Origin of the sequence: Methyloversatilis sp. (assembly GCF_030696805.1) — a bacterium.
Classification (GTDB): Bacteria; Pseudomonadota; Gammaproteobacteria; order Burkholderiales; family Rhodocyclaceae; genus Methyloversatilis.
This window is the reverse complement of record NZ_JAUYRO010000012.1, coordinates 123,324-139,925: the sequence shown is the minus strand read 5'-3', so window position 1 is coordinate 139,925 and position 16,602 is coordinate 123,324. Positions and strand designations below refer to the sequence as shown.

Here is a 16,602-nt window from a genome sequence, read left to right as displayed (position 1 = left end):
CTGGCTCCCCCGGAAACTGGTTAAGGCTGGGTGTAACGAAGCACGCCGCCCTGCTCAGGCAGGCGACGCAGGCGGCCCGTTTGCCACAGGTGGTTGAGGTGGGCAATCACCTCACCCATGGCAAATCGGGTCTGGAAACTGTCGAGTTCGCGTTTGAACAGCGCCGGAAGCAGCGCTGCGGCGGTCTGCGGTTCAGCACACAGACTCACGATCAGCGCGAGCCGTTCCGCATGGTGCGCCTGAAGCGCGTCCACGCGTGCGGCGATGCCGACATACGGATCGCCGTGCGCAGGCAGCACCACCGTGTTAACGGGCAGCGCGCGAAAAAGTTCGATGGAATCGAGGTACTGGCCGACCGCATCCACCTCGGGCTCGTAAGCCAGCGTCGGCGTGTTGGGCGAAATGCGCGGCAGAAGCATGTCGCCAGCGATCAGTACCGGATCGTTGGCACGATGGAAGGACAGATGCTCAGGCGAGTGGCCGTAGCCGACGATGGCGGTCCAGTCGTCACCGCCGATGCGCAGGGTTTCGCCAGGCAGGATGCGCCGCATCGCCAGCGGCAATTCACCGACGACCTGCCGGTAGCGCCCGCTTTCACCGCGCATCGCATCGGTGTGTCCCGCGCCCAGACCGTGCAGCACGAAGAAATCTGCCATCAAGCCGCGATCCGACGCCGGCACGGTACCGAACCATGCCTGCGCTGTCATGTATTCGCCGAGCGACATCCAGATGCGCGCGTCGGTTTGCTTCGCGAGCCACTCGCCCAGACCGAAGTGGTCGGGGTGGCAATGGGTGATCAGTATCCGGCGCACCGGGCGCCCGGCGAGGTCGCCGGTCAGCGCCGCAGTCCAGTTGGCGCGCGTCGCGTCGTCCGGGAAACCCGCGTCCACCAGCGTCCAGCACGGTCCGTTATTGACGTCATCCTCGTACTGATCCTCGATCGCCCAAAGATTCACATGACCGGGCGCGAAAGCGACCGGCATGCGCAACCAGTGGACGCCACGCGCAACCTTAACCATGCAGCCTGGCGGCGGGGCGATCGCGGGATGAGGTTCGAGTGCAGACACGATGGGCAGCGCAGTCCAAGGCGTTGAATTTCCTGAATGGTAACCCGAAACGACTGCGCATTGTGCAGTGCAATATCGAACCTGCTTCCGGAACGCAGCCGTGGGCTTGCTAGACTGCGAGTCAAAGAATGGAACACCGGCGGCTGACCGGCATCAGAGATCTGCGGCTCACCTGATGGCCCATGAATCCGGAGGAAACAATGCGGAAAACGATGTGTGCGCTGCTGCTCGCGCTGTGCGGCCCGGTGGTGTGGGCCGAGGACGAAGACCCGACGAAGTTCGTCACCTTCAGCCAGGATTTCGCCGGCAACTGTGTGTCGCGCAACTCGGTGCAACTGCTCGTTTCCAATAGCCATCCGACGCGCACCGTCATGGTGTGGCTCGACCGCTTTCACATGGATGTGGGCACCGGCGACCGCTCGAAAACGGAGATGAAACCGGGCGCCGAGCCAGTACCCCTCGGTTGCTCGCGTACGCTCGACGGGCCGCAGGAATGGCGCATCGCCCGGGCAAAATTTCTCGACTGAGCATCGATCCGGATCCGGAAATCTTCGCGCCCCGCCAGGCTCGCCCTGCGCAGGGCACCCGCGGCCGGGCATACTCGCCGGTGCAGGCTTTCTCCAACCCGAATTCGTACTGTCCGATGCGCGTCTGTGTGTTCTGTGGCTCCCGCGAGGGTGACCGCCCCCTCTATCGCGACACCGCCGCCGAACTGGGCTCGCTGATCGCGCGCGCCGGCCACGGCGTGGTCTACGGTGGCGGCAATATCGGTCTGATGGGCATCATCGCCGATGCGGCGCTGGCGGCCGGCGGCGAGGTGATCGGTGTCATTCCGCGTCACCTGCTCGATCGCGAAGTTGCCCACAGTGGCCTGAGCACGCTGCACGTGGTGCGCAGCATGCACGAGCGCAAGGCATTGATGGCGGAACTGGCCGACGTATTCGTCGCCGCACCCGGCGGCTTTGGCACGCTGGACGAACTGTGCGAAATTCTTACCTGGGCGCAGCTGGGACTGCATCGCAAGCCGTGCGGCCTGCTGAACACGGCGGGCTACTTTGATCCACTGCTCGCGATGTTCGATCATTCGGTGCAGGAAGGTTTTCTCAGCGTTGCGCATCGGCAGCTCATGCCATCCGAGCACGACGCGCAACGCCTGCTCGATCGCCTGCTGTCCGCTGTCGTTTCCGGGGAGAATTCGCTGCATGAAGCCTGATCTGACGCGCCTGCTGTTCGCCTGTACCTGCGTATTCCTGCCCGCAGTCGGCACCGCCCAGAGCGCACACGTGCGTCCGGTCGACCTGGTGCAAGCGGTGCCGCTGCTGACCGAAAGCGGTCGCGCCGGCTACAGCCGTTTTCTGCGCATCGGCATCCGCCCGCGCGCTTTTGCGCTGAACATGAATGGCGACTGGGCGTGGAATGCCGGCGAAGGCGCAGTGACTGACGCACTTGCACGCTGCGAAGCACACGGCCTGCCCTGCCAGTTATATGCCGTAGACGAGGAAGTCGTCATGCCCGGCTTCGAACTGGGTGCGCCGCTGCGCGCGCTCGGCGGCACGCTCGTTCAGGGAGACCCGCAGTGACGCGCCATGCCGACGCGCTCGTGCTGTCCGAAGTCGATGCCGGCATCGGCATCGTCACGCTGAATCGCCCGCATGCGCACAATCTGCTCGACGCGTCGCTCGCGGAGTCACTGATCGGTGCCATCGACGATCTGGTCGCACACCCGGGCGTGCGCACCATCGTCTTGTCGGCGCTGGGCGACAGCTTCAGCATCGGTTCCGACCCGCTCGAGCTGGAGCGCAGCGGCCTGATCGCCGTCGAGCCGGCGCTCGCCGCGCGATTGCTGCGCAGCGTGGCCGAATGCGCGCGACCCGTGGTGGCACGCGTGCAGGGCCCGGCCTACGGGCTGGGTGCCGGCCTGATTGCCGCATGCGACATCGCCATCGCCAGTTTCGATGCCGAGTTTTCGTTCGAAGCCGTGCATATCGGTCGCGTACCGGCTGTCATCGCGCCCTACGTGATCGCCGCAATCGGTCCGCAGCGCGCGCGCCGCTACTTCCTGACCGGCGAGCGCTTTTCTGCATCCGAGGCCTACCGCATCGGCCTGCTGTCGGAACTGGCCGCGTCGGCCGATCAACTCGACGATGCGATCGGCGAGGTGGTCGATGCGCTGCTGCTCGGCGGACCGCGCGCGCAACAGCAGGTCAAATCCCTGGTGCGCGCGCTCGGCCGGCCGCGGGTGGATGAGAAGACGCTCGATCAGGCGGTGGACATCGAACACCGGCTCGACGCTGGCGCCGAGGCACAGGAAGGGCTGGACGCGCTGTTCGGGCGGCGTCATCCCGGCTGGGTGCCGGTTGGCGGTGCGTGATGGCGGCGCTGCCTGCTGCCGTACGCATCGTCGAGGTCGGCCCGCGCGACGGCCTGCAGAACGAAACCGTCGCGCTCGACGTCGACCACAGGCTCGAATTGATCGGCCGGCTGGCAGATACCGGTCTGCGCGACATCGAAGCCGGTGCCTTCGTGTCGCCGAGCCGGGTGCCCAATATGGCTGGCAGTGGCGAACTGATGCGGAGGCTCGACCGCCGCCCCGGTGTCAGCTACCCCTGTCTCGTACCGAACGAAACCGGCCTTGATGCCGCGCTGGACGCCGGCTGCACCGACATCGCGATCTTTGCCGCCGTGTCGGAAACCTTTTCGCAACGCAATACGGGCTGCAGCATCGCTGAATCGATGGACCGGCTGGCGCGCGTAGCAGTGCGCGCGCAAGACGCCGGTCTGCGGGTGCGCGGCTACCTGTCGTGTGTCATGGGCTGCCCGTATGAAGGTGCGGTCAACAATGAAACGGTCGCCACACTCGCGGCCGACCTGAGCGCCATGGGCTGTCACGAAGTGAGCCTCGGCGACACGACTGGCGTCGGCAGCCCGTTCCGGGTGCGTTCGCTGATCGACGGCGTCGCGCGACGCGTACCGCCGGAGCGGCTCGCCGGTCATTTCCACGATACCTGGGGCATGGCCGCAGCGAATGTCCATGCGGCCACACTGGCTGGAGTGGCCGTGTTCGACGCCTCGGTCGGCGGATTGGGCGGTTGTCCGTTCGCGCCGGGAGCAACCGGAAACGTTGCGACCGAAGACCTGGTCTATCTTTTCGATGATGCCGGCGTGCACACCGGTGTCGATCTGCAGAAGCTGGTGGAGGTAGCGCACTGGATCAGCGCGCAGCTGGACCGCCCTGTCGCATCGCGTGTCGCCCGTGCCTTCAACTCAAGACGACTTTCATGATCGCTTCACCTTGTACCGGCGTTTGCCAGCTTGATCCCGCCACTGCACTCTGCCTGGGCTGCCTGCGCTCGCGCGATGAAATCGCCTGCTGGGGTTCAACGACCGACAGCCATCGCCTGCAGATCCTGGCAAACATCGGCCGACGCGAAGCCGCCGGGCACCTGCGGGTCACGCCGACGGACGGCATGTGAGCAAGTCAACCCGACTTCAGTTTGCGTGGGCTGACTGCCGGCTCGACGGGCGCCTGTTCGGCGGGCGCAGGGTACTCACGAGCGAGCGGATCATTCTGCACCGGTTCGTTGCGCGGCCCCGATCGATCGGCGTCCCGTTCGGAACGCCGCCTGTTGGCCTGACTGCGCTGAAGTCTGAGATATCGCATGCCGGGCTCCTTCGAATTGAAAGTGCAGCGGGCGGAAATCCGGACACGGCGTGGAAACGCGTCAGCCTTTGCAGAAAAATCGCCTGCGACGCACCCGTGTGGATCATCATGGGCGGCCTGTGGCGGACGACGGGTCAAGGTGTCCGGAGCAGGCCCGAGCTTCAAGCGTAGATTGCGGCCGGCCAGAGTCAAGCATGTTGTATGCATGAACATCCATTTGCAGGGTGAATCAAGGTGAACGAATTGCGACGCGGCGCGATGCGCCTCGTATTGATCAGCGGCATGTCCGGTTCCGGCAAGAGCGTGGCGCTCAATGTGCTGGAAGATGGCGGTTTCTTCTGCGTCGACAATCTGCCGGCGCCGCTGCTGCCGCAGCTGGTCGGGCATTTGCGCGAAGCTGGCTACAGCCGGGTCGCCATCGCGGTGGACGTGCGTTCGGGCAAGAGCATGGAAGCGTTGCCGCCGATGATGGGCGTGCTGCGCAACGGCACCCAACTGCAGACGCTGTTTCTCGACGCGCGTGACGCCACGCTGATTGCGCGCTTCTCGGAAACACGCCGCCGCCACCCGCTGGGCGACGACCAGACCTCGCTCGGCGAGGCAATCCGGCGCGAGCGCGAGTTGCTTGGGCCGATCGTCGAACTGGGTCACCGCATCGACACCAGCGATCTGCACGCCTCCGTGCTGCGCAAGTGGATACGCGACGTGGTCGAGGTCGACGAAGCTGCCGGGTTGACGCTGATGTTCGAGTCGTTCGGTTTCAAGCATGGCATTCCGCTCGACGCCGATCTCGTGTTCGACGTACGTTGCCTGCCCAATCCGTATTACGACCTCGCACTGCGACCGCAGAGCGGACAGGACAAGCCGGTGATCGATTTCCTCGAAGGCCACGCCGAGGTGATCCGCATGCGCGACGACATCGCGCGCTTCGTGCGCGACTGGCTGCCCTGCTATGTGAAGGACAGCCGCAGCTATCTCACCGTGGCCATCGGCTGTACCGGTGGCCAGCATCGCTCCGTTTATATGGCGCAGTGGCTGGCCGAACATTTCCGCAGCGCGGCGCGCGTGCTGGTGCGCCATCGCTCGCTGGCTTCGGCGCATAAATGAAGGCAGTGCGGCCAGGCGACTGGCTGGTCATTGCCGCCGGGCTGCTCGCCACCGCGGCGACGGCGGCCGCGCAATGGGGCCGCGGCGCACCGGCCATGGCACAGGTAAGGCTGGACGGGCGCATCGTGGCCGAACTGCCGCTGACCGGCACGCATCGCATCGCCCTGGACGGCGCCCTGGCCGCGCGCGGCCAGACCGTGATCGAGGTCGAACCGGGCCGGGCGCGCATCGCGGCCGATCCGGGCCCGCGCCAGTACTGCGTGCAACAGGGCTGGCTGACCCGCGCCGGCAGTGTTGCGGTGTGCGCACCCAGCCACATTTCGCTGCAACTGGTCGGGCCCGACGGTGCGCATGACACGGTGGCATTCTGATGTCGTCATCGGCCACGACGCTGCAGGTCGAGCCCAGTGCGCGCGATCGCCGGCTGGCGCGCTACGCGGCGGCGGCGATCGCCGCCTCGCTGGTCGAAGCGGCCATTCCGAGTCCGCTGCCGGGCGTCAAGCCAGGTCTGGCGAACATCGTCATCCTGATCGTGCTGGCGCGTCACGGCTGGCGCGACGCCGCCTGGGTCAGCGTGCTGCGGGTGGTTGCCGGCAGCCTGCTCGCCGGCCAGTTTCTTGCGCCCGGATTCTTTCTGGCCGGTGCCGGCGCACTGGCCAGTCTGGCGGCGCTGGGGGTGCTGCAGGCAGTGTCCTGGCAATGGCTCGGACCGATCGGCCGCTCGGTCGCCGCGGCGTTTGCCCACATCGGTGCGCAGCTCGTACTGGCGCGGCTTTGGCTGGTGCCGCATGACGGCCTTTTCAATCTGGCACCGGTTTTTTTTGGCGCCGCGCTGCTGTTCGGCATCCTCAACGGCATCGTCGCCGGCCGGCTGATGCAGGAGAAAACATGATCCGCACGTCCCCCGCTGTACCGCCGACCATCCTTGTCGCACTGACCGGCGCCTCCGGCATGCCATACGGCCTGCGCCTGATCGAATGCCTGCTCGGCGCCGGCTGCAAGGTGTGGCTGGTTTATTCGCAGGTGGCGCAGATCGTGGCCCGGCAGGAGATGGATCTGCTGCTGCCGGCCAATCCGGCACAGGCCGCACGCGAACTGTCCACGCGTTTCAATGCCCCGCCTGGCCAGCTTGAAGTATTTGGCCGCGAGGACTGGAACTGCCCGCCCGCGTCCGGTTCAAATCCGCCCGACGCGATGGTGGTGTGCCCGTGCTCGATGGGCACGCTGGCTGCGATCGCCCACGGTCTGGCATCGAGCCTGATCGAGCGCGCCGCTGACGTGGTCATGAAGGAACGCCGGCAGCTCATCCTGGTGCCGCGCGAAACGCCATTTTCCACGCTGCATCTGGAGAACATGCTGAGCCTGTCGCGCAATGGCGCGGTCATCCTGCCGCCGTCGCCCGGCTTCTATCATCAGCCTCGGGGCATCGACCACCTGGTCGATTTCGTCGTCGCCCGCGTGCTCGACCAGTTGCGCGTGCCGCACGAGCTGTTGCCGCGCTGGGGCGACACGCCGGGAGAGTGAAAGCGCTGTCACACGCCTGACATGGAAATGAAACAAGCTGCAGAGCTCGTTCGGTCGCCCCCAGTCGGCGATCGGATAACACCGGAGCAAGCAAATGAAAATGGACAGCCAGACGCTGGATGGCGACATCACCCTGATCCGGCTGGACGGCCGGCTCGACATCGAAGGCGCGCAGACACTGGACCAGCCCTTCACCTATCTGACCAGCACGCATCCGGCAAAAATTGTGGTCGACCTGTCAGACGTCAGTTTCGTCGCGTCGATCGGCATCCGGACCTTGCTGGCTGGCGCGCGTGGCCAGGCCTCGCGCGGCGGAAAACTGGTGCTGTTCGGTGCCCAGCCCATGGTACTTCGCGTGCTGCAGACCGCCGGCGTCGACCAGTTGCTGACCTTGTGCGCCGACCTCGACGCCGCGCGCGCAGCACTCGACGCCTGAGCCCGCTCGACTTGCCTCTCGGGGGCGCCGATGCATAGCGCCCACGCACGCCGCAGCCTGCGGCTGATCAACGACAGCGGCGCGATTTCCGCCGCCAGCGCCTGGCTGCGCACGCTGGGCGACAGTTTCGAGCTGGGCAGCGAACTCACGTTCAGGCTCGATCTGTGCGTGTCGGAGCTGGTTGCCAACATCGTCAGCTACGCCTTCGACGACGAAGCGCCACACACGCTGGCACTCGATCTCATACTCGAACCGCAGTCGGTCAAGCTGGTCATCGCCGACGACGGCTGCGAATTCGATCCGCTCGCACTGCCCGATCCGGTCGCCCCAGCGACGCTGGAAGAAGCGAGTGTTGGCGGCCTCGGTGTGCATCTGGTGCGCCAGTTTGCCGATCAGGTGAGCTACGAGCGGGTCGGTGCACGCAACCAGCTGACGCTCGCCTGGACCCGGCCCGGCCGCGCCGGGCCGGCACAGGGCCGCGCGCCGATCCGTCGCGGCATCGAACGCCGGCGCCGCCCGGCCACGGCCATCCCGCTGACCACCGGCGATGGCGCGCGCATCGGCGCCGAGCGGCGCAGCGGTGGCGAGCGGCGCGCGCTGGGTTTCATTTCCCGCATCGAACTGTTCCGCGACGTGCCGTATGCGTTGATCGAAGGCCTGCTCGCGCACTGCCCGCAGCGCGACTATCCCGACGAATACGTCGTGCTGGCGCCCGGCATATCGAACGAACACGTGGCGCTGGTGCTGACGGGCCGGTTGCGCGTGCACCTCGACAACCCTCAGGGCGGCGATTACAGCGTGATCGCGGCAGGCGAATGTGCCGGCGAGCTGTCAATCATCGACGGCGAACCTGCTTCGGCCTGGGTGGTGGCCGAACCGGGCACCCGCCTGCTGCTGATCGATGCCCACCAGTTCTTTTCCGAGCTGCTGCCGCTGCCGCGCGTCGCGCGCAATCTGCTCGGCATGATGGCGGCGCGCATGCGCAAGACCAATCAGCAGGTGATCGACCGGGTGCGCAACTCGATGGTGCTCGACCGGCTGCAGTCGGAAATGCGCACCGCGCAGGAAATCCAGACCGGCATGCTGCCGATGCGCTCGCCGCTGTTTCCCGAGCATTTCGAAATTGAATGCGAAGCGAGCATCCAGCAGGCACGCGAAGTGGGCGGCGATTTTTTCGACGCCTTCTTCATCGACGAGAAGCGGCTGTTCGTGGCGATCGGCGATGTGTGCGGCAAGGGCATGCCGGCCGCGTTGCTGATGATGCGCACGCTGACCACGCTGCGCTCGGAAGCCGGCCGCAAGCAGGGCCAGAAAGGCCATCTCGAACGCGTGATGGAGCGCATCAACCGCAAGCTGGCTCTGAACAACGACCGTCTGCTGTTCGCCAGCCTGTTCATCGGCCTGCTCGACACCGGCATTGGCAGCTTCCGCTTTGCCAATGCCGGTCACATGCGACCGGTCATCGCGCGACACGGCGAGCCGGCCTCGCTGCTCAAGGTACCGCGCAACCCGATCGCCGGCATTGATCCGGCGATCGATTACGCGCTCGGCGAAACCCGGCTGGCGCGCGGCGACCTGCTGCTGCTGTACACCGATGGCGTGACCGAGGCGGAAAACGCAGCCGCCGAACAGTTCGGCGAAGCACGCCTGCTCGCCGCCGTGTCCGGCGCGGCGCGCGGCAGCGCGCTGCAGACCATAGGCGCGGTGCGTGACGCCACGCGCGCATTCTGCGGCGCGCACGCCCAGGCCGACGACATCACTCTGCTGGCGCTGCGCTTTCTCGGCCAGCCCCGAGGGTCGCCGCTGTAACCGTCGTGACGCCGCTACGTCATATCGCCTGAACACTGCGCACATATCGTGAAGCGGACCCTTCACGGAGACCGCATGCATGCTTCAGGTCGATACCGCACGCGAGCGGCGTGCCCAGCGCAATCTCAGCGTCACGCTGGCGAATTGCGAATCCGAAATCCTGGCGGCGCAGAAATTGCGCTGGCGCGTATTTGTCGAGGAACTTGGCGCCCGCCTCGACACGCCTACCCACGGCGTGGACAGCGACCGCTTCGATCCGCACTGCGATCACCTCATCGTGCGCGATGACGACAACGGCCGCATCGTCGGCTGTTACCGCATCCTGGCGCCCGATGCAGCGCGGCGCACCGGCGGCTATTACTCGGAAACCGAGTTCGACCTCGGCCGGCTCGACCACCTGCGTTCGCAGATCGTCGAGATCGGCCGCTCCTGCATCGACCCGGACTACCGCAACAACGCCGCGGTGATCGCGCTGCTGTGGTCCGGTCTCGCGCGCTATCTGCTCGACGGCGGCTACCAGTACCTTATCGGCTGCGCCAGCATCAGCATGGCCGATGGTGGTCACAACGCAGCCGCGATCTTCAACAGCCTGAGCGAGCGCATGGCGCCGCCCGAGTACCGCGTGTTTCCAAAGGTGCGTCTGCCGCTGGAGCGGCTGACACCTCACCCGGCCTGCGTCGTGCCGCCACTGGTCAAGGGCTATCTGCGCGCCGGTGCAGACGTGTGCGGCGAACCGGCCTGGGACCCGGACTTCAATACGGCCGACCTGCCGCTGCTGCTTACCCTGTCACGGCTGGACGCACGCTATGCCAGGCACTTCGTGCAGCGCGCGGCCTGAGCCGGGCACCTTCGTCGAACCATCGGGCAAACCATCAGGCAGAATGCGAGGACGCGCGCCATGTCACTGATCGATATCTCAGCCGACTTTTTCGACGCATCCGCCTTGACTTTCGAAAGCCCGCCAGCCCGCCAGCCCGTTCGCAACGCCTCCGACAGAGGCCTGCGCGCGGGACTGCGCATGAGCTGGCGCATTTCGAGGCTGGCCATGCATCTGGCCGACGGCTGCGCCCGTGTGGCGCTGATCTATCCGCTGGTGTCGGCGCGCACGCAACGCAAGATAAAGGCACAGTGGTCGCGCCGCCTGCTGCGCGTGCTCGGCGTCGAACTGCAGGCCGGCGGACCGTTGCCGCGTCCTGGCCAGCTGCTGGTGAGCAATCACATTTCGTGGGTGGACGTGTTCGTCATCAATGCGATTTCGCCGCTCGGCTTCGTCTGCAAGGATGAAATCCGCAGCTGGCCGGTACTGGGCTGGCTGGTCGCGCGCAATGAAACAGTGTTCATCCGTCGCACCAGCCGCAACTCGGCGGCCGAAGTGCGCAACACGTTGGTCAGCGCGCTGAGCTGCGGCCGCAGCGTCATGGTGTTCCCGGAAGGCACGACCACCGACGGGCGCAGCGTACTGCCGTTTCGCGCCGCAATGTTCCAGGCGGCGATCGACGCCGGCCGCGCGGTCAAGCCGGTGCGCCTGCGCTATCTCGACGTGCGCGGCGAGCTCTCCGAAGCCGCCGTGTACATCGGCGACACCACCTTCTGGCAGTCGGTGTGCCGGCTCGCCCGCGCACCGCGCACCGTTGCACAGGTCGAACTGCTGCCATCGCTGCCCACGCACGGCCATAGCCGCCAGCATCTGGCCCGCACCACGCATGCCACCGTGTCCGGCCTCGAAATCCCTGCCGCCGGCCACGATCCGGCGATAAGCACTGACTGACGCACTGCCGGGCGCCGCCCGGCAGTGCGCGGTCTATACTCGGTTCGCCTGCCAGAACGGATGACCGGCCGGTCATCGGGCAGCGCCGGAGCCAGCCGTTGAAAATCTTCTTGTCCTACGCGTCGGAAATACGCGCGCGTGCCGAAGGCGTGAATGCCGCGCTGCAGGCCGCCGGACACGACGTATTCTTCGACCGCGAAGACCTGCCGGCTGGCCTGAACTACGACGACCGCATCCGCAGTGCGATCGAAAGCAGCGACCTGTTCGTTTTCCTGCTGTCGCCCGCAGCCGTCGCCGAAGGCCACTACACCCGTACCGAACTGAAGATTGCCCGCCGCCGCTGGCCGGACCCGGCAGGGCACGTGCTGCCGGTGATGGTCGACGCCACACCGTTCAGCGCCCTGCCGCCTTATCTGGGCTCGGTCACCGTACTGGTGCCGGAAGGCAATCTGGCGGCCGAAGTCGTGCTGGCGGTAGCAGATATCGAGCAGTTGCCATCTCATGCACCGGCCGAACCCGAAGCCGTCACGCCACTGCCCGACACGCCCGACGTCGCACCCACCTATGCCTCGCTGAAGGTACGCTTTTCCTACGCCGAGGCCGGCCGCTACACGGTGGATATCAACAGCCCGCCGGCCGTCGACAGCTTCAGCGGCGACTGCGTGATCGATGCACCGGCGATCGAGGACGCGATGCGCGGCGCACCGGTTGGCGACACACTGCGGCGCCCCCCCGGTGCCCTTGCCCACAACGGCCTGCCCACGGCGGCCCAGGCACGCGACGCCGGCACCCTGCTTTACAGGGCTCTGTTCGGACCGACGCTGCGGCCGGGCATCGAAGACAGCCTGCGCGCCATCGATCCGCAACAGGGCAAGGGGCTGCGCTTCGTCATCGACACCACCGACACGCCCGAACTGGGTCGCCTGCCATGGGAATTCCTGTACAGCCCGGAGAAGGACGACTTCCTGTTCTCCGACCGGATGAAGCCGGTGGTGCGCTGGCTCGACGTCGATGAACCCACGCCGACGTTGAGCATTTCGCCGCCGCTGCGCGTGCTGATCGCATTCGCCGCCCCGGGCGGTCTGGCGCCGCTGAGCATCGGCGACGAACTGGCGCGGCTCGACCAGGCGCTGCTGCCGCTGACCAGGCGCGGCCTGATCGGCATCACGCGGCTGGAGAACGCCACGCTGGAGCGGCTGGACGAAGCGCTTCTGACGGTGCGCCCGCACGTGCTGCATTTTATCGGCCACGGCGACTTCAACGGCGGCGACGGCCTGCTGCTGCTGGAGAGCGACACGCCGGACCGCGCGCCCGACCCGCTGACCGGGCGCCGGCTCGGCGTGCTGCTGCGCAATCATCTGGCGAATCTTCGGCTGGTGTTCCTGAACAGTTGCATGGGTGGCGCGGTATCGCCGGTCGACCCGTTCGGCGGCATCGCGCAGACGCTGATCCGGCGCGGCGTGCCGGCGGTGATTGCGATGCAGTTCGCGATTCCCGACAAGGCCGCGGTCGAGCTGTCGCGTCACTTCTACCGCTACCTCGCCGCCGGCCAGCCGGTCGACGCCGCACTCACGTCGGCACGCGCCTTTCTGTTCGCCCGCGGACACGAGGTCGAGTGGGGCGCACCGGCGCTGCACATGCGATCGCCTGACGGGCGGCTGTTCGCGATCGCGGCGCCAGTGATGGCCGCTGCGCCACCACCGGTGATCGCCGTTGTACCCGCACCAAAGCCGGCGGCAGTCGAACCGGAGGCCGCGCGCGCAGCGGCGGCGCCGATTCTGTCCGAGCCGCTGGCACCACCGGTCCCGCGCGACGCTGCGGCGCACGCCCCGGCTGCCGCGCCGTCCCCCTCCACACCGGCAGCACCGCCGCCGGATCCGGCCGGCGCGCTGGCGCGAGCGGGATCACGTGCTCCGCTGTACGGTGCACTCGGCGTGGTCCTGCTGCTGGTGATCGGTGCGGGCCTGCTCATGCTGAGCGCCCGTGACACGGCAGAGCCGCCGGCCGGGGTCGGTGCCCCGGCGGGCACTGACAGCAGCGGACCGGTACCTGTCGCCGCGGCCGATGGCGATGCACGCGCCGTGTTGTCGGAGGCACGACGCCTGCTGCAGACGGGACAGGATGCGGCTGCGGCGGTCGCGTTGCAGCGGGCGCTGACGCTCGACCCTGGCGTACTCAGCGAGACCAGCCTCGGCGACGAGACCTATGCGCTTGCCCTGCAGTTGCATGAGGCTGCACAGCGCCAGACCGACCCGGAGCTCGGCGCGCTGTTTGGTAGTCTCGTTGACCGACTGGCTCCCCCCGCCCTGGCAGTGGGTGGCGAACCGGCACCACCCGGGCAGATCGCCGAGTTGCCGGTACCGCGCGCAGGCAGCGATGATGGCGCGCTCGTCTATATCGTGCAGCGTGGCGACACGCTGTCCGGCATCGCCGCGCGGCTGCTCGGCCAGACGGAACAATGGCCTGCGCTGCTCGACCATCACAACGCGGTCGCCCTGCGGATTCCGACTCTGCGCCGGATCGACGATCCGGACCGCATCCTGGCCGGCGAAGGACTGGCGACTGCATGGTCGGCCAATGCAGTCGGACAGGGCGGTTGGTCCTATTTCGTGCAGCGCGGCGACTCGCTGTGGGGGATTTCGACCCGCCTTTACGGTGATGGCCAGCTCTGGCCCCAAATCGCCCGGGCCAACATTGACCGGGTGCCCGACCCCTCCCGCATCGCGCCCGGACTGGAACTGTTCATCCCCGCACCCAGGAATTGACCCCGGTCAACGGTCGCCCGGCGCAGCCGCGTACTGTGGAACTGACGCGCAACACCCATGCTGCGCGCGGCTTTCAGGGGGAAAATTGATGATTCAGTACGTAACGGGCGACATTCTGCTGAGCCAGGCTCAGGTCATTGCGCACGGCATCGCGCCGCAGGAACACTTCGACCATGGTCTCGCACTTGCGCTACGCGAACGCTGGCCGTCGATGGCGCGCGACTACCGGCATGCGCAGCGCGGCCAGCATCTGGAGGCCGGCACGGTATGGTCCTGGGCCGGCGTGGACAGCGACGGCAGCACACGCACCATTCTCAATCTGCTGACCCAGAAAATGGTGGGCGAAGGGCCGTCGGCGCGACCCGGCAAGGCAACGCTGGAATCGGTCCACCACGCGCTGAAGGCGCTGGCGCGCTACGCAAGCTCCACCGGCGTCACCAGCATCGCGCTGCCACGACTGGCTACCGGTGTCGGCGGCATGGACTGGGCCGACGTGAAGCCGCTGGTCGAACAACATCTGGCGCCGCTGGGCATTCCGGTCATCGTCTATGAAACCTATCATCAGGGCGTGGCTGCGAGCGAAGTGCTGAAGTAGCCATTGCCAGGGTCGGCAGACCCTAAAGCCGGTCGAGGTTTTCCAGCATCCCGGCCGCACGGATGCGGAGCGCGCTGCGCTCCGCATCACCGATGCGCTGCAGGTTCTTCACCATCAGCGCAGTGCGCGGATTGCCGGCAAAGGCCGCCTCGTGGCGGTCGAGAAAGTGCCAGTACAGCGTGGTGACCGGACACGCGCGCTCGCCGGTGCGTTCGGTCGGCTTGTAGCGGCAACCTTCGCAGTAATTGCTCATGCGCTGGATGTAGGCGCCGCTGGCGACATAGGGCTTGCTGGTGAAGCGGCCACCGTTGGCGTACAGCGTCATGCCGGCGACGTTGGGCAGTTCGACCCACTCGACCGCATCGACATAGACCGCCAGATACCAGTCTTCGACCTGCTGCGGTTCGACCTCCGCCAGCAGCGCGAACTGGCCGGTGACCATGAGCCGCTGGATGTGATGCGCGTAGCCGTATTGCAGCGTCTGGCCGACGGCCGCGCGCATGCATTGCATCTGCGTGTCGCCGGTCCAGTACCAGCGCGGCAGCGCACGCGCGTGGCCGAAATGGTTGGCCTGGCGAAGGCCGGGCATGTCGAGCCAGTACATGCCGCGGATGAATTCGCGCCAGCCCAGCACCTGACGCACGAAGCCCTCGACCGACTGCAGCGGCAGGCGATGACGCTGCATGGCGTCGACCGCCGCTGCGATCACTTCGCGCGGGCTGATCAGCTTCAGGTTCATCGCCGCACTGATGCGGGCGTGCCACAGCCAGGGCTGACCGGTCCACATCGCATCCTGATGGTGGCCGAACAATTCGAGACGGTGCTCGACGAAATCCAGAAGCGCGGCCAGCGCGTCGGCACGGGTGACCGGCCAGTCGAAGTCTGCGGTCGAGCCGGGATGATCGGCAAAGCGTGTGTCGACCAGATCGATCACGTCGCGCGTCACGTCGTCGGGCGGAAAAGCGAGCGGTGCGGGTACAAGGCCCGGGCCGCGCTTGCCGAAACCGGCCCGGTTGTCGGCGTCGAAATTCCAGCGCCCGCCTGCCGGCTCGCCGCCGTCCATCAGCACGGCGTGCCGTTCGCGCATGTGGCGGTAGAAGAACTCCATGCGCGGCTGCTTGTACTTGCGCGCCCAGTCGGCGAATCCCTGGCGCGACATCATGAAGTGCAGGTCGTCGCGCACATCGATCGTCATCCCGCTGTTGGAACACAGCGCGCGGATCGCCTGCTCGAGTCGCCACTCGCCCGGCTCGACCAGCACCAGTTTGCGCGGATGGTGCTGCGCGAGGCGCGCCGCGAGGATGTCGACCAGCGCCGCTTCGGCGTCGTCGCCGAGCGCGCGGTAGTCCACCGTCCAGCCGCGCGTGCGCAGGTTCTGCGCGAAATGCCGCATGGCCGACAGGAACAGCGCGCTGCGGGCCTTGTGGCTCCAGACGCGGGTCGATTCGCCGCTCGCCTCGATCATCAGCACGGCATCGCACGCCGGATCGAAACCTTCGAACGCGGCGGACTCCGCATCCAGCTGGTCACCCAGCACCAGCACCAGATGGCGCAACTCAGGCATGCGGCACCCCCTTGCGGCGGCAGGCATCGGAGCAGTACTTCACCTGTTCCCAGTTCTTCGCCCAGGATTTGCGCCACGTCATTTCACGGCCACAGGCAGCGCAAGGCCGGCTGGGCAACGACTGCTTGTTTCCTTTGAAATGAATGGTCATGACGCACCGGAATGACGGGACGTGAGAAAGACCGGCATTGCGCTGCCGGGTTTCACCACACGAAGGTATTTTTGTCGGGTGCCGTCGACAGCACGGCGTCGCGTCGGAAACACGACGCCCATCACGGCTCAAGGTCGAGCCGGAAAAGGCGTTAA

19 protein-coding genes are annotated in these 16,602 nt (G+C 66.7%); 16 read left to right on the top strand and 3 right to left on the bottom strand.

The window, feature by feature from the left end:
* Positions 1-20 precede the first annotated feature (20 nt).
* Complete coding sequence (locus tag Q8R75_RS01665) at positions 21-1,019, bottom strand: MBL fold metallo-hydrolase (protein WP_305613279.1); 999 nt, start codon at positions 1,017-1,019, stop codon at positions 21-23.
* Positions 1,020-1,279: 260 nt separating this feature from the next.
* Here Q8R75_RS01665 and Q8R75_RS01660 point away from each other — a divergent pair, with 260 nt between their 5' ends.
* The 16 genes from Q8R75_RS01660 (at position 1,280) to Q8R75_RS01585 (ending at position 14,732) form a co-directional block, all read left to right on the top strand.
* Positions 1,280-1,594 carry a hypothetical protein gene (locus Q8R75_RS01660; protein WP_305613280.1) on the top strand — a complete coding sequence of 105 codons (315 nt, stop codon included), beginning with the start codon at positions 1,280-1,282 and terminating at the stop codon, positions 1,592-1,594.
* Positions 1,595-1,710: 116 nt separating this feature from the next.
* Complete coding sequence (locus Q8R75_RS01655) at positions 1,711-2,280, top strand: TIGR00730 family Rossman fold protein (protein WP_305613281.1); 570 nt, start codon at positions 1,711-1,713, stop codon at positions 2,278-2,280.
* Positions 2,270-2,647 (top strand): hypothetical protein, encoded by a 378-nt coding sequence (locus Q8R75_RS01650; RefSeq protein WP_305613282.1) that lies wholly within the window; start codon positions 2,270-2,272, stop codon positions 2,645-2,647. Before Q8R75_RS01655 ends, Q8R75_RS01650 begins: the two co-directional genes overlap by 11 nt.
* On the top strand, positions 2,644-3,438 hold the full coding sequence (locus Q8R75_RS01645; RefSeq protein WP_305613283.1) for an enoyl-CoA hydratase-related protein: 795 nt from the start codon (positions 2,644-2,646) through the stop codon (positions 3,436-3,438). The genes Q8R75_RS01650 and Q8R75_RS01645 overlap by 4 nt, the downstream gene beginning before the upstream one ends.
* The gene (locus tag Q8R75_RS01640; RefSeq protein WP_305613284.1) at positions 3,438-4,349 is read left to right on the top strand and encodes a hydroxymethylglutaryl-CoA lyase; all 912 of its coding nucleotides are present in this window, start codon (positions 3,438-3,440) and stop codon (positions 4,347-4,349) included. The genes Q8R75_RS01645 and Q8R75_RS01640 overlap by 1 nt, the downstream gene beginning before the upstream one ends.
* On the top strand, positions 4,346-4,540 hold the full coding sequence (locus Q8R75_RS01635; RefSeq protein ID WP_305613285.1) for a DUF1289 domain-containing protein: 195 nt from the start codon (positions 4,346-4,348) through the stop codon (positions 4,538-4,540). The genes Q8R75_RS01640 and Q8R75_RS01635 overlap by 4 nt, the downstream gene beginning before the upstream one ends.
* A gap of 446 nt (positions 4,541-4,986) precedes the next feature.
* Positions 4,987-5,835: an RNase adapter RapZ gene (gene rapZ, locus Q8R75_RS01630; RefSeq protein WP_305613287.1), complete on the top strand. Its 849-nt coding sequence runs from the start codon at positions 4,987-4,989 to the stop codon at positions 5,833-5,835.
* Positions 5,832-6,206, top strand: a complete 375-nt coding sequence (locus Q8R75_RS01625; protein ID WP_305626758.1) for a NusG domain II-containing protein — start codon at positions 5,832-5,834, stop codon at positions 6,204-6,206. Before rapZ ends, Q8R75_RS01625 begins: the two co-directional genes overlap by 4 nt.
* The gene (locus tag Q8R75_RS01620) at positions 6,206-6,727 is read left to right on the top strand and encodes a Gx transporter family protein (protein ID WP_305614394.1); all 522 of its coding nucleotides are present in this window, start codon (positions 6,206-6,208) and stop codon (positions 6,725-6,727) included. Before Q8R75_RS01625 ends, Q8R75_RS01620 begins: the two co-directional genes overlap by 1 nt.
* Positions 6,724-7,359 carry a flavin prenyltransferase UbiX gene (locus Q8R75_RS01615; RefSeq protein ID WP_305614393.1) on the top strand — a complete coding sequence of 212 codons (636 nt, stop codon included), beginning with the start codon at positions 6,724-6,726 and terminating at the stop codon, positions 7,357-7,359. The genes Q8R75_RS01620 and Q8R75_RS01615 overlap by 4 nt, the downstream gene beginning before the upstream one ends.
* 94 nt (positions 7,360-7,453) lie before the next feature.
* On the top strand, positions 7,454-7,795 hold the full coding sequence (locus tag Q8R75_RS01610) for an STAS domain-containing protein (protein ID WP_305614392.1): 342 nt from the start codon (positions 7,454-7,456) through the stop codon (positions 7,793-7,795).
* A 30-nt stretch (positions 7,796-7,825) separates the two neighbouring features.
* A complete protein-coding gene (locus Q8R75_RS01605; RefSeq protein ID WP_305614391.1) occupies positions 7,826-9,604 on the top strand; it encodes a SpoIIE family protein phosphatase in 1,779 nt (592 codons plus the stop codon).
* A gap of 79 nt (positions 9,605-9,683) precedes the next feature.
* Positions 9,684-10,442 carry a GNAT family N-acyltransferase gene (locus Q8R75_RS01600; protein ID WP_305614390.1) on the top strand — a complete coding sequence of 253 codons (759 nt, stop codon included), beginning with the start codon at positions 9,684-9,686 and terminating at the stop codon, positions 10,440-10,442.
* A 60-nt stretch (positions 10,443-10,502) separates the two neighbouring features.
* Entirely contained in the window at positions 10,503-11,372 is an 870-nt protein-coding gene (locus Q8R75_RS01595; protein WP_305614389.1) for a lysophospholipid acyltransferase family protein, read from the top strand.
* Between the two features lie 98 nt (positions 11,373-11,470).
* A complete protein-coding gene (locus tag Q8R75_RS01590; protein WP_305614387.1) occupies positions 11,471-14,137 on the top strand; it encodes a CHAT domain-containing protein in 2,667 nt (888 codons plus the stop codon).
* Between the two features lie 88 nt (positions 14,138-14,225).
* On the top strand, positions 14,226-14,732 hold the full coding sequence (locus tag Q8R75_RS01585; RefSeq protein ID WP_305614386.1) for a macro domain-containing protein: 507 nt from the start codon (positions 14,226-14,228) through the stop codon (positions 14,730-14,732).
* Positions 14,733-14,754: 22 nt separating this feature from the next.
* Here Q8R75_RS01585 and Q8R75_RS01580 read toward each other — a convergent pair whose 3' ends face one another.
* Together Q8R75_RS01580 and Q8R75_RS01575 are read right to left on the bottom strand one after the other, a co-directional pair.
* Positions 14,755-16,296, bottom strand: a complete 1,542-nt coding sequence (locus Q8R75_RS01580; RefSeq protein ID WP_305614385.1) for a cryptochrome/photolyase family protein — start codon at positions 16,294-16,296, stop codon at positions 14,755-14,757.
* Positions 16,289-16,378, bottom strand: coding sequence for a DUF2256 domain-containing protein (locus tag Q8R75_RS01575; RefSeq protein WP_305614384.1), 90 nt, complete (start codon positions 16,376-16,378; stop codon positions 16,289-16,291). The genes Q8R75_RS01580 and Q8R75_RS01575 overlap by 8 nt, the downstream gene beginning before the upstream one ends.
* Between the last annotated feature and the right edge of the window lie 224 nt (positions 16,379-16,602).

Coding starts and splice junctions, on each gene's coding strand:
- Q8R75_RS01660 (WP_305613280.1), top strand. CDS start 1,280: ATGTGTGCGCTGCTGCTCGCGCTGTGCGGCCCGGTGGTGTGGGCCGAG.
- Q8R75_RS01625 (WP_305626758.1), top strand. CDS start 5,832: ATGAAGGCAGTGCGGCCAGGCGACTGGCTGGTCATTGCCGCCGGGCTG.
- Q8R75_RS01575 (WP_305614384.1), bottom strand. CDS start 16,378: ATGACGTGGCGCAAATCCTGGGCGAAGAACTGGGAACAGGTGAAGTAC.
- Q8R75_RS01650 (WP_305613282.1), top strand. CDS start 2,270: ATGAAGCCTGATCTGACGCGCCTGCTGTTCGCCTGTACCTGCGTATTC.
- Q8R75_RS01595 (WP_305614389.1), top strand. CDS start 10,503: ATGTCACTGATCGATATCTCAGCCGACTTTTTCGACGCATCCGCCTTG.
- Q8R75_RS01605 (WP_305614391.1), top strand. CDS start 7,826: ATGCATAGCGCCCACGCACGCCGCAGCCTGCGGCTGATCAACGACAGC.
- Q8R75_RS01600 (WP_305614390.1), top strand. CDS start 9,684: ATGCTTCAGGTCGATACCGCACGCGAGCGGCGTGCCCAGCGCAATCTC.
- Q8R75_RS01655 (WP_305613281.1), top strand. CDS start 1,711: ATGCGCGTCTGTGTGTTCTGTGGCTCCCGCGAGGGTGACCGCCCCCTC.
- Q8R75_RS01580 (WP_305614385.1), bottom strand. CDS start 16,296: ATGCCTGAGTTGCGCCATCTGGTGCTGGTGCTGGGTGACCAGCTGGAT.
- Q8R75_RS01585 (WP_305614386.1), top strand. CDS start 14,226: ATGATTCAGTACGTAACGGGCGACATTCTGCTGAGCCAGGCTCAGGTC.
- Q8R75_RS01620 (WP_305614394.1), top strand. CDS start 6,206: ATGTCGTCATCGGCCACGACGCTGCAGGTCGAGCCCAGTGCGCGCGAT.
- Q8R75_RS01615 (WP_305614393.1), top strand. CDS start 6,724: ATGATCCGCACGTCCCCCGCTGTACCGCCGACCATCCTTGTCGCACTG.
- Q8R75_RS01640 (WP_305613284.1), top strand. CDS start 3,438: ATGGCGGCGCTGCCTGCTGCCGTACGCATCGTCGAGGTCGGCCCGCGC.
- Q8R75_RS01635 (WP_305613285.1), top strand. CDS start 4,346: ATGATCGCTTCACCTTGTACCGGCGTTTGCCAGCTTGATCCCGCCACT.
- Q8R75_RS01610 (WP_305614392.1), top strand. CDS start 7,454: ATGAAAATGGACAGCCAGACGCTGGATGGCGACATCACCCTGATCCGG.
- Q8R75_RS01665 (WP_305613279.1), bottom strand. CDS start 1,019: ATGGTTAAGGTTGCGCGTGGCGTCCACTGGTTGCGCATGCCGGTCGCT.
- rapZ (WP_305613287.1), top strand. CDS start 4,987: ATGCGCCTCGTATTGATCAGCGGCATGTCCGGTTCCGGCAAGAGCGTG.